General features: G+C 54.3%; 18 protein-coding genes. 8 read left to right on the top strand and 10 right to left on the bottom strand.

Going from position 1 to position 18,923, the window contains the following annotated elements; genetic code table 11:
* Positions 1-374: 374 nt before the first annotated feature.
* Positions 375-923: an RNA polymerase factor sigma-70 gene (locus EJA72_RS11930; RefSeq protein ID WP_157711636.1), complete on the top strand. Its 549-nt coding sequence runs from the start codon at positions 375-377 to the stop codon at positions 921-923.
* 86 nt (positions 924-1,009) lie between these two features.
* On the opposite strand, the gene EJA72_RS11925 is transcribed toward EJA72_RS11930, so the two are convergent.
* Positions 1,010-1,231: a hypothetical protein gene (locus tag EJA72_RS11925; protein WP_178129299.1), complete on the bottom strand. Its 222-nt coding sequence runs from the start codon at positions 1,229-1,231 to the stop codon at positions 1,010-1,012.
* Between the two features lie 470 nt (positions 1,232-1,701).
* Positions 1,702-1,962 (bottom strand): DUF6429 family protein, encoded by a 261-nt coding sequence (locus EJA72_RS11920; protein WP_157711635.1) that lies wholly within the window; start codon positions 1,960-1,962, stop codon positions 1,702-1,704.
* A 399-nt stretch (positions 1,963-2,361) separates the two neighbouring features.
* Here EJA72_RS11920 and EJA72_RS11915 point away from each other — a divergent pair, with 399 nt between their 5' ends.
* The 3 genes from EJA72_RS11915 (at position 2,362) to EJA72_RS11910 (ending at position 5,210) form a co-directional block, all read left to right on the top strand.
* The gene (locus EJA72_RS11915; RefSeq protein ID WP_306109992.1) at positions 2,362-3,501 is read left to right on the top strand and encodes a DUF262 domain-containing protein; all 1,140 of its coding nucleotides are present in this window, start codon (positions 2,362-2,364) and stop codon (positions 3,499-3,501) included.
* Positions 3,501-4,028: a hypothetical protein gene (locus EJA72_RS29025; protein WP_218574363.1), complete on the top strand. Its 528-nt coding sequence runs from the start codon at positions 3,501-3,503 to the stop codon at positions 4,026-4,028. The genes EJA72_RS11915 and EJA72_RS29025 overlap by 1 nt, the downstream gene beginning before the upstream one ends.
* Before the next feature lie 297 nt (positions 4,029-4,325).
* Complete coding sequence (locus tag EJA72_RS11910; RefSeq protein ID WP_157711634.1) at positions 4,326-5,210, top strand: hypothetical protein; 885 nt, start codon at positions 4,326-4,328, stop codon at positions 5,208-5,210.
* A 727-nt stretch (positions 5,211-5,937) separates the two neighbouring features.
* Here EJA72_RS11910 and EJA72_RS11905 read toward each other — a convergent pair.
* Positions 5,938-6,138: a hypothetical protein gene (locus EJA72_RS11905; protein ID WP_157711633.1), complete on the bottom strand. Its 201-nt coding sequence runs from the start codon at positions 6,136-6,138 to the stop codon at positions 5,938-5,940.
* A gap of 506 nt (positions 6,139-6,644) precedes the next feature.
* Here EJA72_RS11905 and EJA72_RS11900 point away from each other — a divergent pair.
* From EJA72_RS11900 to EJA72_RS11890, 3 genes are all read left to right on the top strand, one after another.
* Positions 6,645-7,004: a DUF6124 family protein gene (locus EJA72_RS11900; RefSeq protein ID WP_157711632.1), complete on the top strand. Its 360-nt coding sequence runs from the start codon at positions 6,645-6,647 to the stop codon at positions 7,002-7,004.
* A 1,085-nt stretch (positions 7,005-8,089) separates the two neighbouring features.
* Positions 8,090-8,560 carry a hypothetical protein gene (locus EJA72_RS11895; RefSeq protein ID WP_157711631.1) on the top strand — a complete coding sequence of 157 codons (471 nt, stop codon included), beginning with the start codon at positions 8,090-8,092 and terminating at the stop codon, positions 8,558-8,560.
* Between the two features lie 585 nt (positions 8,561-9,145).
* Positions 9,146-9,430, top strand: a complete 285-nt coding sequence (locus EJA72_RS11890; RefSeq protein ID WP_157711630.1) for a hypothetical protein — start codon at positions 9,146-9,148, stop codon at positions 9,428-9,430.
* A 1-nt stretch (position 9,431) separates the two neighbouring features.
* Here the strand turns inward: EJA72_RS11890 and EJA72_RS11885 are convergent, their stop codons facing one another.
* On the bottom strand, positions 9,432-10,208 hold the full coding sequence (locus EJA72_RS11885) for a tetratricopeptide repeat protein (protein ID WP_157711629.1): 777 nt from the start codon (positions 10,206-10,208) through the stop codon (positions 9,432-9,434).
* 375 nt (positions 10,209-10,583) lie between these two features.
* Between EJA72_RS11885 and dusA the strand changes: the two genes are divergently transcribed.
* Positions 10,584-11,579, top strand: a complete 996-nt coding sequence (gene dusA / locus EJA72_RS11880) for a tRNA dihydrouridine(20/20a) synthase DusA (RefSeq protein ID WP_157711628.1) — start codon at positions 10,584-10,586, stop codon at positions 11,577-11,579.
* Positions 11,580-11,592: 13 nt separating this feature from the next.
* Here the strand turns inward: dusA and EJA72_RS11875 are convergent, their stop codons facing one another.
* From EJA72_RS11875 to zipA, 6 genes are all read right to left on the bottom strand, one after another.
* Positions 11,593-12,906 (bottom strand): sensor histidine kinase, encoded by a 1,314-nt coding sequence (locus EJA72_RS11875; protein ID WP_157711627.1) that lies wholly within the window; start codon positions 12,904-12,906, stop codon positions 11,593-11,595.
* A complete protein-coding gene (locus tag EJA72_RS11870) occupies positions 12,903-13,571 on the bottom strand; it encodes a response regulator transcription factor (protein WP_157711626.1) in 669 nt (222 codons plus the stop codon). The genes EJA72_RS11875 and EJA72_RS11870 overlap by 4 nt, the downstream gene beginning before the upstream one ends.
* Positions 13,572-13,574: 3 nt before the next feature.
* Entirely contained in the window at positions 13,575-13,880 is a 306-nt protein-coding gene (locus EJA72_RS11865; protein ID WP_157711625.1) for a PepSY domain-containing protein, read from the bottom strand.
* 83 nt (positions 13,881-13,963) lie between these two features.
* On the bottom strand, positions 13,964-15,127 hold the full coding sequence (locus EJA72_RS11860; protein ID WP_157711624.1) for a putative zinc-binding metallopeptidase: 1,164 nt from the start codon (positions 15,125-15,127) through the stop codon (positions 13,964-13,966).
* A 298-nt stretch (positions 15,128-15,425) separates the two neighbouring features.
* A complete protein-coding gene (gene ligA, locus EJA72_RS11855; RefSeq protein WP_157711623.1) occupies positions 15,426-17,783 on the bottom strand; it encodes an NAD-dependent DNA ligase LigA in 2,358 nt (785 codons plus the stop codon).
* 250 nt (positions 17,784-18,033) lie between these two features.
* Complete coding sequence (zipA, locus tag EJA72_RS11850; protein ID WP_157711622.1) at positions 18,034-18,888, bottom strand: cell division protein ZipA; 855 nt, start codon at positions 18,886-18,888, stop codon at positions 18,034-18,036.
* Positions 18,889-18,923: the final 35 nt, after the last annotated feature.

Below are 18,923 nucleotides of genomic sequence, written 5' to 3'. Positions count from 1 at the left end.
CCTGCCTGAATTCGGCCTGGTAAGAGCGCGCCTGCTCGCGAAAATCCGCAGAACGCTGCGGGGTGTCAGGTGCCCATCGTCATCGTTGACGACCATCGCGAGCGAGCTCGCTCCTACGGGGTGATGAGGGTTGCGCTGGGCAATTTCTACCTTTGAGAACGGATGGGGTCTGCAAATAATTAGTCGCCAGATGCGATCGCCAACGGGGCCAAGAGGGTCAGCGTGTCGCAGTTCTCACTCTGCACTTTTCATGCGAATTAGTTCTTTATCTCATTTGACAATCATTATCATTAAGCATAATTTGTCGCTCGATGTGTAGGACGGCCCCGGTCTTCAGGCCCTCCCACCAACCTATTGGCAGCAGGGTGATTTCCATGACGGAACAAGTGTCCACAAGCAGGTGCGATTCACCGCTACTTCAAGCCTTCGTCGACAACCGACTGATACTGGTCAAAATCGCAGCCCGCATCACCGGCTGCCGCTCGCGCGCAGAAGACGTGGTGCAAGACGCCTTCTTCCGCCTGCAATCGGCGCCGCAGATCACCTCCTCCTTCAAGGCTCAACTCAGCTACCTGTTCCAGATCGTGCGCAACCTGGCCATCGACCACTACCGCAAACAGGCGCTGGAACAGAAATACTCAGGGCCGGAAGAAGAAGGCCTGAACGTGGTGATCCAGGGCGCCTCCCCGGAAACCTCCCACATCAACTTTTCGACACTCGAACACATCGCCGACGCGCTGACCGAACTGCCGAGCCGTACGCGTTATGCGTTTGAGATGTACCGGTTGCATGGCGTGCCGCAGAAGGACATCGCCAAGGAACTGGGCGTGTCGCCGACGTTGGTGAACTTCATGATTCGGGATGCGCTGGTGCATTGCCGGAAAGTGTCGGGGAATCGCGGGGATACGTTTGCGAAGCGGTGATTGAGGGGTTGGCGGGATGTGGAGAGCAAAAAAGGGCGCCTTGATGGGCGCCCTTTTTCGTTTTGGCTTGGTTGGATTGCTGCGAATCAGTCGTCGTGCAGCAAGCCGGAGCTGTATTGGTTGAAGCTGTTGCCGAGCGCACTGCCGTGGAAATTCATCGTGTTGGGGGTGTTGTTGTGGCTTGGGGTGAAGCCGGCAGAGGGCAGGCATTCTTCGGAGTCACAGCTGGAATGGGTGCTCGCCCCCGAACAGGCGCTCAACAGCAAAGCACCGGTGATGAGGGCTACTTTGAATAGGTTTGAGGTCACTTTTCGGGTTCCTGTGGTGGGGGGGCGTTGGGCTGGAGTTGTGTGTTTATCGTAGGCTGTTGAGCTGGCGCCCATTATGAAACTTTGGTCAGTGACAGGGTTTGTTCAGGTGCGGTGGTGTTTCGAATAAAAAGGACGGCTCCCTGGATCAGTTAAAAAACTCAGCAACAACACAGCCCCTGTAGCAGCTGGCGAAGCCTGCGTTCGGCTGCGCAGCAGTCGTAAAATCAGAAAATGCGGTCCGTCAGATTCACCGCGCACTCAGGGTTTACGACTGCTGCGCAGCCGAACGCAGGCTTCGCCAGCTGCTACGGATCGCGTGATGGCTTGACTGATTTATCACCGCTGAATGACCTCCACGCTCTTGCCGCTGATTTGGCAGCGATAAGGGGTTATCTGGTCGAAACGCTGACCTCGTTCGATGACATACGATCCATAAGCCCCGCCTACCTTATAGCCGTGGAACGAAGTCAGATATCCGAGCCAGATACACACTCCACTTGAGCTCTCACCCCAAACAACCGATCCGCGATCTCCCGGCCTCGCTCCAGCCCTCCCGCCGTCAACCAAATCGATTTGTTCCTGTTCACCGGATCGGTGATAAACCCCTGCTCATGCAATCGGTTCATGACCTCAAAATCGAACCCTTTCCAAGCATTGCCGTTATCAAAACTGAAGGTCGTCAACAGGGCCAGCACGGCGTCTTCAATCAGTTTGTCGTCGTACTCCATGATCGTTGCTCCGCTCGTGTTCTTTAAGCTCACTGTAAACATTAGCAGCCATCGAGATTGAGAGTCCGCATCCAGCGCAGTGGTGCTTCGTAAACTCCAACCGAGGAAGCGGTCAGTAAGCGCTCGGATGCACGCTCAATCACGCATAGAACTCTAGGTCGTTGGCTTTGGAGGCCTCGATCAAGCTTCAAAGTTGGGCGTTAACTGCTGCACTTTTGGGTCCAAAAAAATGGCCGAAAAAGGACACAGAAAATAAATCAATCTGCCCCCTTTTCCCTGCGCCCCTTTTTCTCCGCCCCCTTTTCCCTACCTTTTCCTGGACGATACATTCCTAGACAGTTCGTGTTCGCCATTTCGCAGCGCACTAGCCGATGTATGAAAATCGGTCATTAATTTTTTATGTCACATCAGAAAACTAATGAGCTCTTGACAAATCTCATATTTTCGATGAAAACCCCGTATCTAAAATCATGTTTAAAAGGACTGAATGTGGCAGGCACGCATAAAATCACCCCCACCAACCCGCGGCTTTCATCACTGCTAACCGACGTAGCTCGCGGCAATATAAAAATCCCAGTATTTCAACGAGAGTATGTGTGGACTGACGAGCAAATAATGAGCTTGTTAGATTCTATCTACCGAGGATACCCTGTTGGCTCCCTGCTGCTTTGGTCTACTAAGGAAAAGTTAAATCACGAACGCGATGTAGGCGGCTTCGAGCTACCGAAAACCCCAGAAGACTATCCTGTCAACTACGTTTTGGATGGCCAACAAAGACTGACCACCCTATACGGAGTGTTTAACTCCGACTCCAACACCAAAGACTCTGAGCTTGCTGCACGATTTAATGTTTCGTTCGTGCCAAGCACTGGAGAGTTCGTTCATAGCTCGATGGCTCCAACGGACTCAATCAACCTCCGCACTATTTTAGACACAACAAAACTCCTACCAGAATTAAGTCGTTTTCCGGATGACGAAAAAAATGTCATCGCCGAACTTACAGAACGATTCAAAGATTATGAGTTCCCTGTTGTAACTATTAAAGATCGCAGCAACCAAGAAGTATGTAGGGTTTTCCAAAGAATTAACTCTTCGGGAACCAGCCTTAGCACTCTCGAACTCCTCGCCGCTTGGACGTGGTCCGAGCAGTTTGACCTTCGTAACGAAATCGAACAATTGCTTGATAGTTTGGCAGACAAAGGGTACGAGCAAATTGAAGAAGCTCTACTTATGCGATGCTTAGCGTCAATCACGTTAAATAGAATTGACTCCGACGAACTCGTCGATGTGCCCCCTGATCAGCTCATCGAAGGGATGTCTAAGCTTAAGCAGGCTATGTATTCCTGCATCGATTTTCTTGAAAAACAGTTGCACATTAAGAACTTCGTATTTATCCCTTTCCCGATTATGTTAGTGCCACTGGTTTCTTTTTATTCCAAAAACCTGAAGCCTAGCGCAGCACAGTTAACCGGGTTAAAAAAGTGGTTTGGCACTGTGCTTTTTCCCAACGATACAAAGCTGGTACAAACTCGTATGTAATGATCGACATTGTAAAGATGCATGCACTTGCATCAGGGGAGCCTGCGTTCGACACGCTTGATACAAGTGTTGATACGGGACTCTTCAAAAAAACATGGCGCATTAACTCAACAGCTGCGAAAGCCGCTATTTGCCTATTGGCACAGTGTCAACCGAAAAGCTTTTTGACAGGTGCTAACATCGACTTAGGTGAAGCTTTAGCCTCCTATAACTCCCGAGAATTTCACCATATTTACCCCAAGTCATACCTGAACTCCTTGGGAATTCCTTTTCACGAGTCGAACGTTATAGCAAATATATGCTTGCTAAACTCAGTAGATAATCGGCAGATCTCCGACGCAAACCCTTTCGATTATTTCCAGAGAATCGACGAAAAAATTAAAACGTCTGTTTTTACAGCGTCGCTCATTCCCCCAGATTTCCACGATGGTTCAAAACTGTATGTTGACTTTATCAACGCAAGAGCTAGCAATTTAGCTTCGGTCGCATCCTTGCTTATTGCGGTTGGTGATTACAACCGTACATAGTAAAATTCTGAAAATCACCTTCCAACCTGAAAGCTCTATGTAGTAGGGCTTTCAGCCAAGTTTCGAAAAAATTGGGCTGGGGAAATCGAAAAAAAATGCGAAAAAAAAAATGGGGCAGATTTATTTTCCACATAGCGACGCTCTCTAGTCCTCCAGAAATAGACCTGCCCCTTTCCTATTCCTCTAAAAATAAATCGGTCTCCTTTCCTACATGCTATCAAGGGTGAAGGAGATCCATTCTCCCCCCCCCCTGAATTGCACTACATACGTCGCCAACCTCCTTTAGGCCAAATTTATATGCGAATTTTCATCAAACATCGGGACAGCCTACGGAAATTTTTGGTTCTCGAATCAGTTGATCGAGATGGATCTCTAATTTTAGTATTACGGCGAGATGGAGATACCACTTCATGCAACTCATGGAGCACAGACCCGAAAAGACAGGAACCACAACTCATTCACTTTGAGAAACCACGCCCTAAAAACAAGAAAATAACGATTCACCAATCGGGGCGAGTAAACTACCACGACACTGGTAAAAAAATTTTCATCGAGCCTTTAACTCAAACCACCCAGGATTTTTGTATTTGTAGATATCGCGCGCCTGCACTTTCTCGGCTGGATTCGTTTACCGAAGAATTAGGTAAAGAAGATGCCATATTTGACCTATCCGATTTTGGCGATGGGCCAGTATGCTTTTCAATCGTCATAGGCCCAAAGACCCTAGTCCTACCTGGCAGGTTGATGAAACTCGCTTACGAGGCAGAGGGATACTCGATAAACATTTTAGCCGATGAAACACCCTCAGTAGTTCCTGCTGGCTTTGAAGATAATTTCATAACACTGACGCCTGAACAAGGCCCTTTCCTTGACCAACAGATGGCAGAAGATCAGGCCATGATCTCCTACCATCAGGCCATCACCGGCTCTACCGACGCGATCCTTTATCAGCCAAATGGTGAAGGAGTAATTCGAATGATATTTACCGTACCGATGAGGACTGCTCCCCAGTTCATAATTGAACTTGTTGACCCGACGCTCCACGTTTCGGATCAAGACGTAACAAGGGACGGCAGATCCGAGAATGTCATGCTGAAATTCAAGGTACGGAACAAACTCACGGGGCAGGTAATTCGACAGCCGGTGGATGTGAAGTCAATCGAACTCCACGCGGAATTTTAACGGCGACACTACGCTCCGCCCAAGGCTCGCAAAAATTTGTAAATTTTTTCTCCTAACCAGAACTGGGCATCATTTCGTTATCAGTTTCCCAAGCTGATAACGAGGGTTCGATCCCCTTCACTCGCTCCACTACTTTCTAGGGGTTCCAGACATGTCAGTTTGAGTCTTAGCGAATAAAGGGGACAGATGTATTTTTCAACAATGAGCCATCCTCCTTCCCATCTCTTTCGAAACCTACCATTTTCCCGATGCTCCCCTTGAATAAAGCACTTTACTAGACGCCCCTTCTATGGGTTGCAGCTGACTTACTGCTAGTGAAATTTAACGGAGTCTAATTTGAAAATAGTTAAATCTACACGCTTTTTTGATGTCGACCACGATATTGGATATGACTATCGCGGGTACAAATACGAGATACAGAACGAAGAGGATGTGTTTTTGATCAGGCTATACGATGACGAGCCCGGACAGGCAACGATAGTGCACCCGACTACAATGTCTGCAAACCGCAGCCTTAGAGAGCTTGTTGACTTCTTACAATCCGAGTTAGGAGCGTCCAGAATTTCTCTCTACAAGGGTGACTTGGGAAGTTACGCCGAGATCGATCTGGGTAACCTGAAATTTTCATCCACCTGAAGTCGACGGCGAGATAATGATACAGCGGGCTTGCCTCCAGTCGGAATGGGGCAAGCCGGAAAAATTGGAAAATAGGCAGATCCCCGACTATTTAGTTTTGGACCCCTTTAATTTTTTCTAAACGCATCGCGTTGCCTTGCCCGACTTGCGTAACACTTTCAGTTTCTATGGTCTGCACAACGCGACCTGTTTCGTCCTTGGTAACCTGAACGGACTTCGTGTAAGTCCCTTGTACGCAGCCGCTCATTGGCAGCACTAATGCACACAAGATCAGACCGAAAATACGATTCATCAACATTCCTTATTTATCTTAAGTGGTTTTTCGCGCGGAAAATTACCATCGTCCAGCACCACTGACCAGCATTACCCTTTGCAGATGGACACATCTCCACTAATTATTAGCCTCGCCGAAGAGAAAAGGCAGAGCACGTCGTCCATTAAACATCGTCCGAGGCTGCTTGTTTAAGCACCCTCAAAAACGCCTCCTTAAGGCTACAAAACCTTGCGCCGTTGCCTACGCGTACGCCAGAATCCGCCGGCTTGTGCGCCTTAGGCCCCACCGGTAACTTGATCCTCGTCACTGCCTATCAGTGATCGGGTTTAGCAGCCCGTGGTTTTTCTAGTGAAGAGCACAAGCTCTATCAGTCAGGCATTCCCATGTCTGCACTCGATGGTGGCTGTGCGCAGGGCGCCTTCGGGCGCGCCGGCTTGCTAGATCCCCGGTCTGCTAACCTGCGTACAGCTGCCTCCCTTTCGTTTAGCAGCAAAAGAGAGGCGCTCCATAAAAGGATCTAGTTAATGATAAAGCCTTCACCCAACCCACCAGACACCGACCCGGTCTCCCCATACGCCCCCGACTCAACAAAACTCAACGAAGCCGCCGAACGCGCCCTCGATTACCACTTCCCCTCAACCGCCGACATCAAAGCAAAACCCCGCACCCCTAGCACCCTGTTCACCGTAGACCCAGCTGTTACCACTGAAACCCTGATGGTTTACCTGGTCGAAACCCTCGCCTCGGTCGACGTCATGGTCCATCACTTGGTGGACCTCCTGGATGGTGGTTCACGCAATGCCCTACTGGGCATTTCCAACAGCATCATGCTCGCGGAGATCACAGCTAACCGGGTGCTGGATCAGATCGATCCGCCTCAGTAACGCTGATTCGTTCTGACGAGAGGGGGTTGTCCATCCGGACAGTTGCGAAATTGCCGCATCGCTGGGAATGACACTCGACGCCCCCCCTTCCCTCACCACCGCTAATCATCACTTATCTGTCCTATATCCCATGAGATTTGTCTCAGCCCCAACCAAAGACAAAAAACAATTCTGTTTCTTTACCCGTATTTCAATAACTGTTGAAACGTTTGGCTAGACAAAGCCATGCACAGCAATGTCAAATTGATGGCCAGTGCAGGTAGCCGAGTATCCACCCTCCTACGCAGCGGAAAAAACTAGAGCGCGCACAATGGCAAACAGATATGTCTCCGTCACGGCACTTAATCGTTTACGAGAAGCCTTCACCCTTTTACTGATGCAGAAAATTTAAACCAACATAACTCTGAGGAAACATCGCATGAGTACGCAGGACACTGAAGTTTCTACTTACCCCGCAGGCTCCGTCCAAGGGCTTTGTTCCTCTGGAGCAACATGCTTCGCACTCTGTATCGCAGTCCTAGGGGCTTGGGGGTTTCACAATGTAAATACACCTTGGGAAAGCCACGATCTCTGGGTTCTGACCCCATTACTCGCCGCTGCGTTCGGCTTTGCGCTCACCCCATATTTAGCGACCAGACGCATTAATTTGCCGGAGTGTTCTGCGCGAGGTACGTATCTAGGGGCCGTTGTTCTGATTATGTTCGCTATTGGCGCCGCAATCGTTCAGGCATGGCCCAAAGCATAAAGTTCTCCAGCAGAAACCGTTCAATGCTTCTTGCCCCCAGCAACGGCTCACGGAACGGTTTTCGCAAATTTTAAACCACAGGGAGGGCGTATTTTTTAGAAAGTAAAGAAGTCAGGCCATAGAGATAAATAACTTAATTTTTTCCCGTACCCTTCCCCTGTCACTGGCAGTTTAAGCAGCTCTGAACTACCGTTAGGTCAGCAGATTGACCCAGACTTGTTAATGGCTTAGTTCTCAGCATTCACCGAGTTTTGCAGCACTAGCGTTTATCCGGCTTAAACCGAATCTCTTAGTGCTAAAACTTTGAAGATCACCTAGAAGAAGCATCAGGGGACGCTTTATGAAAATTGCATTCACCGCTTTGACCGTAACGGCATCAATTTTAATTTCAGGGTGTGCCGGCCTGGACTTCGGGGAACAAGGGCTTTCCTATTACGAGCCTAAACCATATCTATTTGTTTCTATTGGGAAAGACTGCGTATCGACAGCAACAGTCGTATCCCTACCCGGAGAAAAAAGGGCGCTCAAGTTCAAGAGCGGATACGGTTCTTCTGACCTTTCAGTCACACTCGCAAATGGGATCCTGACAAACGCTGGTCAGAAGACTGACACTAAAATACCTGAAACTATTACTGCAGTTGCAAGCCTTGGTACCGCTTTGGCATCCCTATCTGCAGACAAAAGCTCCAGGCAATTGGTGTGCGTACCAACGGCGACGCTGTACCCAATAATGAATGGTGTACCTGAACTGTCCAAGCCATCTGCGTTTCCTGTAGAAAGCAAACTCATCGATATGGGTATCGCAAAGTAAAGCATTGTGGCTTAACGCTTCGTTACAGAAGCGGGCTGATCTCAATCGCTCGATGCCACTAGCCGCAGCAACTGACCTGCAAAAGGGACAGCAAAGGAGACGGATGGCCAAAGGGGACAGATTTGTAAGGGAGAACATCGCTTCAGGGAAATAATGCTACTCCTTCCTCCGCGCCCTTCCCCACATTTCATAGCCCCGGTCAGTATGAGAGCTTTATCGAACAAAGCTTCTTGACCATACCAAAACTGACAGCTATATCTTTATTAACCTTCTCGAACCTTCTGACTAAATGACCCATTTTATGGACGGTTAGAATGAGACTGCCAAAATTCCATTACACACGAAAAAACATGGGACCACTACTTCTATTGAGCTTTATTTTAACCCTGGAAAGTTGTGCGGGCTGGGCGGCAATTTGGAGAGGAGAGATAAGCGCCGAAAGTTTCAAACTAAAACAGGATGATGTAGGCGTCGCCCCCGGCCTCTACTCTACTGGTTGCAGCTCACTCTGCCTACAGGGGACTACGGGACAGGATTGTCTAAAGGAAACCAAAAACAGAACGACAGAGTGCGAGAACTCCAAAGATGAACAACATTAAAATATTTAAACTATTGCCTCTCGACAAGAGGTTATTTTTAACTGTAACACTGGCAGTTACCGGATGTGTAGTAGCCGGTGTAGAAAAAAGAGACGTGGGCGGAATTTTTGGAACAGGAACATTGAGCTCTTGCAGTGCTAATTGTGTAACGACAGCTGAAGGTTGGAGGGACTGTTCAGGCTTAAGCACCGAAATGATTCGCGCTTGCGAGTCAACACCACCGAAGAAAACTGAGAAGAAAGGTGCGGTGATCGTGGCAGATCCTCAATAAGTCACCACGAGCGGTCATTGCTAGTCAGTATTTCTTGGGATGGTGCAAAGCCATTTTTCGCGGCTTGGGTATACCATTGCCAAGAAGCGGCTTCATTCTTTTCCGTGCCGTTGCCGTCTTGATACATAACGGCAAGGTTATGCTGGGCTTCTCGAACGCCTCGCTCCGCCGAGAGTTTAAACCAATAAAATGCCTTTTTATAATCCACTTCTACTCCACTACCGAAATAGTACAACTTTCCAAGTTGATATTGTGCCTTAGCGTCCCCATCTTGAGCTAACGATTGAAAAATATTTAAAGCTGAAACATAATCCCCCTTATTTCTTTTAGACACAGCAACGTCGTATTGCTCTAACTTATTGCTGTCATTTTTTTTAATTTCCGAGCTTGGGTTAGTCTTTGTCGGAGGAGGTGGCGGAGGGATCGGCCTTAGCTCCAGATACTTATCCATAAACTGCATCCATCTGTCTGTTCTTTCTTGCTGGGTATACTCAGGTCCATTCAGACCAGAACAGTAAGTTGCGCTGAGCATCTGCAAAATAGTCAGCTTATCTAGATTTGGATATTTTTCATAAATAGCTTTTGCTTGAACCTCTGTTTGAACTTTTACTTGCCCAGCTGAAATTGGCCCAAGCTTTCCTGCGGCAGCCTCTATATTAGACTTTACATCATGAGTAACACCGGTCATATCTGCGGGCATAGGTGGACAGTTAAGCTCAGCGACTGCCACGGTTGATACGAACAGCAACGAGATAAAGAATATTGAGTGTGGCCGCATAAAGAAGCTCCACGAGAAATTTACTTTGATCGAGTTTTGCTTTTGAGGCCATTAACGGTCCTCCACATCAGTAAAGCATGACGCAAAAATATGTCCATTTAGTCCATAAAAAAATTTCGCCTTCAGCCATTCAATAACTCCCATAGAAAATTACTCTTCTTTGCTGGAGCGATTTTTTATAAGCCATTGGAAATAAATTGCCCCTAACTCGAAAAATATTGCCGCTTACCGTCCACCATACAGCTCTGAAAATAGGGACAAATCTCGTAGCAAGTCGCTGCTCAAATGCCCTGAACAGCAGCACTCGTCTGAGCCCACCACCCCCAATCCTGATAAACTCCCTCACCTCCTAGCCCCACCGATTCCAGACCTCCAATGCCCGTAACCATCGCCGCACCCGCCCCACTCTCCCGCCGCTTCTCCGTCGCTCCGATGATGGACTGGACAGACCGCCACTGCCGTTTCTTCCTGCGCCTGCTCTCCAAGCACGCGCTGCTCTACACCGAAATGGTCACCACTGGCGCGCTGCTCAACGGCGATCACGAGCGTTTCCTGCGTCACAACGAAGCCGAGCACCCGCTCGCGCTTCAGCTCGGTGGCAGCGTGCCATTGGACCTGGCGGCCTGCGCGCGCATGGCCCAGGAGCATGGTTACGATGAGGTGAACCTGAACGTCGGCTGCCCGAGTGATCGGGTGCAGAACAATATGATTGGTGCGTGCCTGATGGGGCATCCGCAGTTGGTGGCGGATTGTGTGAAGGCGATGCGCGATGCGGTGTCGATTCCGGTGACGGTGAAGCATCGGATCGGGATTAACGGGCGGGACAGTTACGAGGAGTTGTGTGATTTCGTCGGCACGGTGCGGGATGCCGGTTGTACGAGTTTTACCGTGCATGCGCGAATTGCGATTCTGGAGGGGTTGTCGCCGAAGGAGAATCGGGACATTCCGCCGTTGCGCTATGACGTGGCGGCGCGGTTGAAGGCGGATTTCCCGGAGCTGGAGATTATTCTCAACGGCGGGATCAAGACGATGGAAGCCTGCCACGAGCATTTGCAGACGTTTGACGGTGTGATGCTGGGCCGTGAGGCGTATCACAATCCATATGTGATGGCTGAGGTGGATCAGCAGTTGTTCGGCAGCACGGCGCCAGTGATCAGCCGGGCTGAGGCGCTGGCGCAGTTGCGGCCTTATATTGCGGAGCATCTCGAGGCCGGTGGTTCGATGCACCACATCACCCGGCATGTGCTGGGGCTGGGCACCGGGTTTCCGGGGGCGCGCAAGTTTCGGCAGTTGTTGTCGGTGGATATCCACAAGGCCAAGGAGCCTTTGGCGTTGCTGGATCAGGCTGCCGAGTTGCTTGAGGGGCGTTGATCGCCCCGTTGTCTCAACGTTTTGGCAGCGTGATTGTCACGTTCAAGCCGCCCCACTCGCTTTCGCCCAACGTTAAGGCGCCGCCCCAGGTGTCGACGATGTCGCGCACGATGCCGAGGCCCAAGCCGTGTCCGTCGGTTTGTTCATCAAGGCGCGTGCCGCGGCTGAACACCTGATCGCGCTGGTCCTCGGGAATCCCCGGGCCGTCGTCTTCCACACTCAGTTCGAAACTTTCTGCGGTTTCGGTCACGCTCAATCGGACTTCGGCGTCTGCCCATTTACAGGCGTTGTCCAGCAGGTTGCCCAGCAGTTCGAGTAAGTCCTCGCGATCCCACGGCAGTTGCAGGCCGGTGGGCGCGACGTAGCTGAGGTGCAGGTGTTCGCCGTGGATCATGTTCAAGGTGGCGAGCAGCCCGGGCAGTTCAGCGTCGCAATCGAACAGCGCGCCGGGCAGTGCGTCGCCGGACAGTCGGGCGCGGTTGAGTTCGCGGTTGAGTCGGTGCTGGACCTGTTCGAGTTGTGTCTTGAGGGTTTTGCGCAGTTGCGGGTGGGCGTCGAGTTGCTCGCTTGAGGCCAGGCTCAACAACACCGCCAGCGGGGTTTTGAGGGCGTGGCCGAGATTGCCCAGTGCGTTGCGCGAGCGCTTGAGGCTGTCTTCGGTGTGGGCCAGCAGATGGTTGATTTGCGCCACCAAGGGTTCCAGTTCTACCGGCACTTGGTCATCGAGTTGCGAGCGCTGGCCCTGCTGCAACTGGGCGATTTGTTCGCGGGCCTTTTCCAGCGGGCGCAGGGCACGGCGCACGGTGATTCGCTGCAACAGCAGAATCAGTAACAAACCCGCCAGCCCGAGGCCGAGCCCGACTTGCTGCATGCGCCGAAAACTCTCGCGCACCGGGGTGTAATCCTGGGCGACGCTGATGGAAATCGACTGGCCCAGGCGTCGATAGTCCGAGCGCAGCACCAGCAATTGCTGACCTTCCGGGCCCAATTGCAAGTTGCTCTCCAGTCCGGGGTTCTCGAGGCGTGGCAGTTCCTGATCCCACAACGAGCGGGAGCGCCAATGGCTGTCGGCAAAATCGATACGGAAGTAATGCCCGGAAAACGGTCGCTGATACGCCGGCGCCAAGTGGCGCTCATCCAGTTGCAAGCCTTGTGGGCCGCGCACCAACGCCACCAGCAGGTTTTCGCTGTCGTTGCGCAACCCGGCTTCGAGGTAGCGCTGCAAACCCATTTCGAACAACCACAGGCTGGTCTGCGCCAGCACCAGACCGACGATGACCATTACGCTGATCAGGCCCAGGCTCAAGCGGCGCTGGATCGACTTCATTCGGTTTGCCCGCCGAACAGGTAACCCTGGCCCCGGCGGGTTTCGATCACGCTGCGGCCGAGTTTGCGCCGCAGGTGGTTGACGTGGACTTCCAGCACGTTGGAGTCGCGCTCGGTTTCGCCGTCGTAGAGGTGTTCGGCCAGGTGGGTTTTGGAGAGGATCTGTTCGGGGTGCAGCATGAAGTAGCGCAACAGGCGGAACTCGGCGGCGGTGAGCTGGATGTCGGCGCCGTCGCGGGTCACGCATTGCCGGCCCTCGTCCAGGTGCAAACCGGCAGCCTTGAGCGTCGGCTGATTGGCGTGGCCGTGGGATCGGAGCAGCAGCGCTTGAACGCGCAAATGCAGTTCTTCGGGGTGGAAGGGTTTGGTCAGGTAATCGTCGGCGCCGGCCTTGAGGCCTTCGATTCGTTCGGCCCAGGAGTCGCGTGCGGTGAGGATCAGTACCGGCGTCGACAACCCGCCCGCGCGCCATTGCGTCAGCACTTCAAGCCCCGGCAAACCTGGCAAGCCGAGGTCGAGGATGATCAGGTCATAAGGCTCGCTGCTGCCTTGATAGACCGCGTCGCGACCGTCGGCCAGCCAGTCCACGGCGTAACCCTGACGGTTGAGGCCGGTCATCAATTCGTCGGCCAGGGGCACGTGGTCTTCCACCAGCAGCAATCGCATCGGTCAATCTTCCTTGTCTTTCAATAAACGGCCGGTCACGGCGTCGATGTCCAGCTCGCGGACCACGCCTTCGGCGGTCAGCAACTCGACTTCATAAATGTAGACGTCGTGTTTTTCTTCGAGCTCGGCTTCCAGCAATTTGCAACCGGGATAGCGGTCCAGCGTTTGCTGCAGCAGTTGCTCCAGTGGCAATATCACGCCTTGTTGTCGCAGGCGAAGTGCTTCGTCCTGGTCCAGGTCACGGGCCATGACCACCGAACAAAAGGCCAGGAGCACCAGCGCCAGGCGTGAAAAAGAAAGCACCTTCATTACGTGTCCTGGTGTGTTGCATAAGGATGCCACCTTAGCGATCCGAACTTAACTGAAACTGAATGGCCATCATGGGTGATCGCTTACTGCGCCAACACCTCATCGGCCTTGCCGCCTTCCTGCTGAATCACCAGGTGGATGAAGTGCAGCTTGGCGATGACGGCGGGTGGCAGCACGAACGGGTAGAAGTCCGGTTGCCCCATGCTGCGCGACAGCTCGTTGAGCATGCCGGCCAGCTCGATCCACGCGTTGACGAAGGACAGGAACGCCGCGCCGCCCGGGTGTTGCGGATCGTAGAGGGTGCTGGACGGGAATGGCTGATAGTCGAAATCCATTTCCTGCGCGCTCATGCCAAACCCCAGCGCCGTGTCCACTGCGTCCATCATGTGCAGGTAATGCGCCCAGGTTTCGGCCCAGTCTTCCCAGGGGTGCATGGTCGCGTAGGCGCTGACGTAGTGTTGTTGCCAGTCAGCGGGGGCGCCTTGTTGGTAGTGGCGTTCGAGCGCGTCGGCGTAACTGGCGCGCTCGTCGCCGAACAATGCGCGGAACGGTTCCAGCCACGGGCCGTTGGCGATCAATCGATCCCAGTAGTAATGGCCGACTTCATGCCGAAAGTGCCCGAGCAACGTGCGATACGGTTCGTGCATCTGCACCCTGACCTGCTCGCGGTGGGCGTCGTCGGCTTCCTTGATGTCGAGGGTGATCAGGCCGTTGGCGTGGCCGGTGGTGGGCGGTTTGCCTTCCAGGTCGACGCCGATGAAGTCGAAGGCCAGGCCGGTTTCTTCGTCGACGGTTTTGGGGATCACCTGCAAACCCAGGCTGACCAATTGCGCGACCAGGCGCCGCTTGGCAATTTCGACCTTGCGCCAGCGTTCGTGGTTGTCGGCAATGGATAGGTCGGGGATGGTGTGGTTCAGGCTGCAGGCGATGCATAACGCATCGTGATCGTTGGCAGGTAGCAGCCAGTTGCACGCGGCGGGGGTGTCGAGGTTGGCGCAGCGGCGGAACAGGCCCGCGTCAGGGTCGGCGTCGAGTAGCCAGGTATCGGTTACGGGGCCGGGTTGCAGCGAGGACAGGCGGCTTTGCTCCGGTTGGTAGCCCAACGCCGCGGAACAGGCCAGGCATTGGCTGTTGCGGAAGAACAGGGATTGCCCGCAGCGGCACTGCCAGACCTTGCTGTTGCGCGAGCTTTCGCCGATGAAAGGGGCGGCGATGCGTGAGCTGAGCTGTTCGAAGAAGCGGTACATGGCGATCTCTCCCTGGGGCTTGCCAAGACTAGATCATCCACGCGCGCGGATCGTTCCGGGCTTGAAACACAATTGTGGCGAGGGAGCTTGCTCCCGCTTGCCTGCGCAGCAGGCACCCTGGTGAAGGAGACCGCTGCGCGGTCTAGCGGGAGCAAGCTCCCTCGCCACAGGTTTTTGGGTCAGGCCTTACCACAGGTGTTGTGTCAGGCCTTGCCACGGGTTTTGGGACAGCCTTCACCCTAGGTGTTGGGTCAGTCCCTCCACAGCGTTTGGGTCAGCCCTCACTCCAAGTGTTGGTTCAGGCCTGAATGCCGTGCTTGCTGAGGAACGCAACAAACGCCTCTTCATCCAGCACCTTCAACCCCAGTTCATTGGCCTTGGCCAACTTCGAGCCTGCACCCGGGCCGGCGACCACGCAGTGAGTCTTGGCCGAGACCGAGCCCGCCACCTTGGCGCCGAGGCTTTCGAGTTTGTCCTTGGCGATGTCGCGGCTCATCAATTCCAGCGAGCCGGTCAGCACCCAGGTTTGCCCGGCGAGTGGCAGGCCTTCGACGACTTTTTTCTCGCTCTGCCAATGCATGCCGAAATCCCGCAGCTGCTTTTCTGCGGCTTCGGCGATCTGGCGATTGTCTGCCACCGCAAAGAACTCACGCACTGAATTGGCCTGCTTCTCGGGCAGCGCCTGGCGCATGTCCAGCCAGTCGGCGTTCATCACCGCTTCCAGCGAACCAAACTTGTCCGCCAGTTTCTGCGCCCCGCCCGGGCCGACCGAAGGTATGTGCAGTTTGTCGAGGAACCCGCCCAGCGTGGTGCTAGCGGCAAACTCGGCCCCCAGCTCGCCCTGATCCTGAATCTGCATGCCATGCTTGAGCAGATCGGCGATCACTTGCTGGTTGTGCGCGTCTTCAAAGAAGCTGTGGATCTCGTGCGCCACTTCCAGGCCCACGTCCGGCAAGTACGTGAGCACTTGCGGCAACGCTTGTTGAACCCGCTCCAGCGAGCCCAGCGAGCGCGCCAGCACCTTGGCCGTCTCTTCGCCGACATCGGGGATGCCGAGGGCGTAGATGAAGCGCGCCAGACTCGGCTTTTTGCTGTCTTCAATGGCGCTGAGCAGGTTCTTGCTCGACAGCTCGGCAAAGCCTTCGAGGTCGACGATTTGCTCGAATGTCAGGGCGTACAGATCGGCCGGCGAACTCACCAGGCCTTCGTCCACCAACTGCTCGACGCTCTTCTCGCCCAGGCCTTCGATGTCCATGGCGCGACGGGAAACGAAGTGGATGATCGCTTGCTTGAGTTGCGCGCCACAGGCCAGCCGACCGACGCAGCGGTACACCGCGCCTTCACTGACGGTCTCGCGACCTTTGCTGCGTTTGACCAGTTGCGTGCGCTCGACGTGCGAGCCGCAGACCGGGCACTTCTCGGGAATCTGCACCGGCCGCGCGTTCTCCGGGCGACGCTCCAGGACCACTTGCACCACTTGCGGAATCACATCGCCGGCGCGGCGGATGATCACCGTGTCACCGATCATCAGGCCCAGGCGCGCCACTTCGTCCATGTTGTGCAACGTCGCATTGGCCACGGTGACGCCGGCAACCTTGACCGGTTTCAGCCGCGCCACGGGGGTGACAGCGCCGGTGCGGCCGACCTGGAATTCCACATCGAGCAATTCGGTGAGTTCTTCCATGGCCGGGAATTTATGGGCAATCGCCCAGCGCGGTTCGCGGGCGCGGAAACCCAGTTCACGCTGGAAGGCGATGCTGTTGACCTTGAACACCACGCCGTCGATTTCATAGGCCAGCGCATTGCGGCGCTCGCCGATGTCGCGGTAGTAGTCCAGGCATTCATCGATGCCGTGGGCCAGTTTCAGCTCGCGGCTGATGGGCATGCCCCAGCCCTGTAATTGCTTGAGGTTGCCGATGTGGGTGTCGGCAATATCTTCCGACACCTGGCCGATGCCGTAGCAGCAGAATTCCAGCGGACGGTTGGCGGTGATCTTCGAATCCAGCTGGCGCAAACTGCCCGCCGCCGCGTTACGCGGGTTGGCGAAGGTCTTGCCGCCGACTTCCAGCTGCGTGGCGTTCAGGCGCTCGAAACCGGCCTTGGACATGAACACTTCGCCGCGCACTTCCAGGGTCGCCGGCCAGCCGCTGCCTTGCAGTTTCAGCGGAATGTTGCGCACGGTGCGCACGTTGACGCTGATGTCTTCGCCGGTGGTGCCATCGCCGCGCGTAGCGCCGCGCACCAATACGCCGTCCTGATACAGCAGGCTGACCGCCAGGCCATCGAGCTTGGGTTCGCAGCTGTATTCTACCGCCGCGCCGCCACCGAACAGGTCGCCCGCCGGCAGGTCCAGACCTTCAGTCACCCGACGGTCGAACTCGCGCATGTCGTTTTCTTCGAAGGCGTTGCCGAGGCTGAGCATCGGCACTTCATGCCGCACCTGGGTGAACGCCGACAACGCCGCGCTGCCGACGCGCTGGGTTGGCGAATCGCTGGTGATCAGTTCCGGGTGGGCCGCTTCGAGGGCCTTGAGTTCGTGGAACAAACGATCGTATTCGGCGTCCGGAATGCTCGGTTCGTCCAGCACGTGATAACGATAGTTGTGCTGATCCAGCTCAGCGCGCAGCTCTAGAATGCGGTTTTTGGCGGCGGTCATGGGTGTTCTCTCATAAAGCAAAAGAGCAGCCGAGGCTGCTCAATTTTCTAAATACAGTAGCTCAAAGCTATGGACACTGTGGCGAGGGAGCTTGCTCCCGTTCGGCGGCGCAGCCGTCGTAAACCAGCGAATACGGTGTATCTGATTCATATGGTGGTGGCCTGGATGGGGCTGCTTCGCAGCCCAGCGGGAGCAAGCTCCCTCGCCACAACAAGCTCCCTCGCCACAAGAGCCCGCTTCAACCTTTGGATCAGCGCTTCTGGGTCAGGGCGCGGCGTTCGAATTCAACGATGCGCTGACGGTAGTGTTCGATCGTCTGCGCGGTCAGTACGCTGCGCTGGTCGTCTTTCAGTTCGCCGTTCAGCTCCTGGGACAACTTGCGTGCTGCGGCCACCATCACGTCGAAGGCTTGCTTCGGATGACGCGGGCCTGGCAGGCCGAGGAAGAAGCTGACCGCCGGCGTGCTGAAGTGATCGATGTCGTCCAGGTCGAACACACCCGGCTTGACCGCATTGGCCATCGAGAACAGCACTTCGCCGTTACCGGCCATGCTTTCGTGGCGATGGAAAATGTCCATTTCGCCAAAACGCAGACCGCTCTCCAGAATGTTCTGCAACAGCGCCGGGCCCTTGAAGCCGGCGGCGTCGCGGCAGATCACGCTGATCACCAGCACTTCTTCGGCTTGCGGTTGTTCTTTGTCGCTGACCGAAGGCGCGGATTTGGTGTCATCCGGGAAATCGTCGTCACGGCTGCTGAAGCTCGGGCCGCCGTCCAGGTCGAGGCTGAGGTTCATGTCGCCCTGGGACGGTTCGCCATGGCTGCGCTTGCCGCGCTTGGAACCCGACTCACGGGGTTCACGGGCCGGCATGCTCACCGACGGCAGATCGTGCTCGTCCAGTTGCGGTTCTTTGTGGTTATCCAGCACGCGGGGCGGGCCCAACAGCTCGGCGCTGGTGTCCTCGTCCGGCAGATTGGACAGACTTCGATCAAGACGGAACTTCAGTTTTCCCTTGCCGCCGCGCATACGGCGCCAGCCATCAAAAAGAATACCGGCAATGACAATAATGCCGATGACGATCAGCCACTCGCGCAGACCGATTTCCATGTAATCCCGTGCCTCTATAAAAAATGCTGAAAAAT

It is taken from the genome of Pseudomonas sp. PB120 (assembly GCF_009761815.1).
GTDB lineage: Bacteria > Pseudomonadota > Gammaproteobacteria > Pseudomonadales > Pseudomonadaceae > Aquipseudomonas.
This window is presented reverse-complemented; position numbering and strand designations above follow the sequence as displayed.

Excerpts from the sequence above, each read along its gene's own strand:
- EJA72_RS11930 (WP_157711636.1), top strand. The coding sequence starts at position 375 with ATGACGGAACAAGTGTCCACAAGCAGGTGCGATTCACCGCTACTTCAA.
- EJA72_RS11920 (WP_157711635.1), bottom strand. The coding sequence starts at position 1,962 with ATGGAGTACGACGACAAACTGATTGAAGACGCCGTGCTGGCCCTGTTG.
- EJA72_RS11915 (WP_306109992.1), top strand. The coding sequence starts at position 2,362 with ATGTCACATCAGAAAACTAATGAGCTCTTGACAAATCTCATATTTTCG.
- EJA72_RS29025 (WP_218574363.1), top strand. The coding sequence starts at position 3,501 with ATGATCGACATTGTAAAGATGCATGCACTTGCATCAGGGGAGCCTGCG.
- EJA72_RS11910 (WP_157711634.1), top strand. The coding sequence starts at position 4,326 with ATGCGAATTTTCATCAAACATCGGGACAGCCTACGGAAATTTTTGGTT.
- EJA72_RS11905 (WP_157711633.1), bottom strand. The coding sequence starts at position 6,138 with ATGAATCGTATTTTCGGTCTGATCTTGTGTGCATTAGTGCTGCCAATG.
- EJA72_RS11900 (WP_157711632.1), top strand. The coding sequence starts at position 6,645 with ATGATAAAGCCTTCACCCAACCCACCAGACACCGACCCGGTCTCCCCA.
- EJA72_RS11895 (WP_157711631.1), top strand. The coding sequence starts at position 8,090 with ATGAAAATTGCATTCACCGCTTTGACCGTAACGGCATCAATTTTAATT.
- EJA72_RS11890 (WP_157711630.1), top strand. The coding sequence starts at position 9,146 with ATGAACAACATTAAAATATTTAAACTATTGCCTCTCGACAAGAGGTTA.
- EJA72_RS11885 (WP_157711629.1), bottom strand. The coding sequence starts at position 10,208 with ATGCGGCCACACTCAATATTCTTTATCTCGTTGCTGTTCGTATCAACC.
- dusA (WP_157711628.1), top strand. The coding sequence starts at position 10,584 with ATGCCCGTAACCATCGCCGCACCCGCCCCACTCTCCCGCCGCTTCTCC.
- EJA72_RS11875 (WP_157711627.1), bottom strand. The coding sequence starts at position 12,906 with ATGAAGTCGATCCAGCGCCGCTTGAGCCTGGGCCTGATCAGCGTAATG.
- EJA72_RS11870 (WP_157711626.1), bottom strand. The coding sequence starts at position 13,571 with ATGCGATTGCTGCTGGTGGAAGACCACGTGCCCCTGGCCGACGAATTG.
- EJA72_RS11865 (WP_157711625.1), bottom strand. The coding sequence starts at position 13,880 with ATGAAGGTGCTTTCTTTTTCACGCCTGGCGCTGGTGCTCCTGGCCTTT.
- EJA72_RS11860 (WP_157711624.1), bottom strand. The coding sequence starts at position 15,127 with ATGTACCGCTTCTTCGAACAGCTCAGCTCACGCATCGCCGCCCCTTTC.
- ligA (WP_157711623.1), bottom strand. The coding sequence starts at position 17,783 with ATGACCGCCGCCAAAAACCGCATTCTAGAGCTGCGCGCTGAGCTGGAT.
- zipA (WP_157711622.1), bottom strand. The coding sequence starts at position 18,888 with ATGGAAATCGGTCTGCGCGAGTGGCTGATCGTCATCGGCATTATTGTC.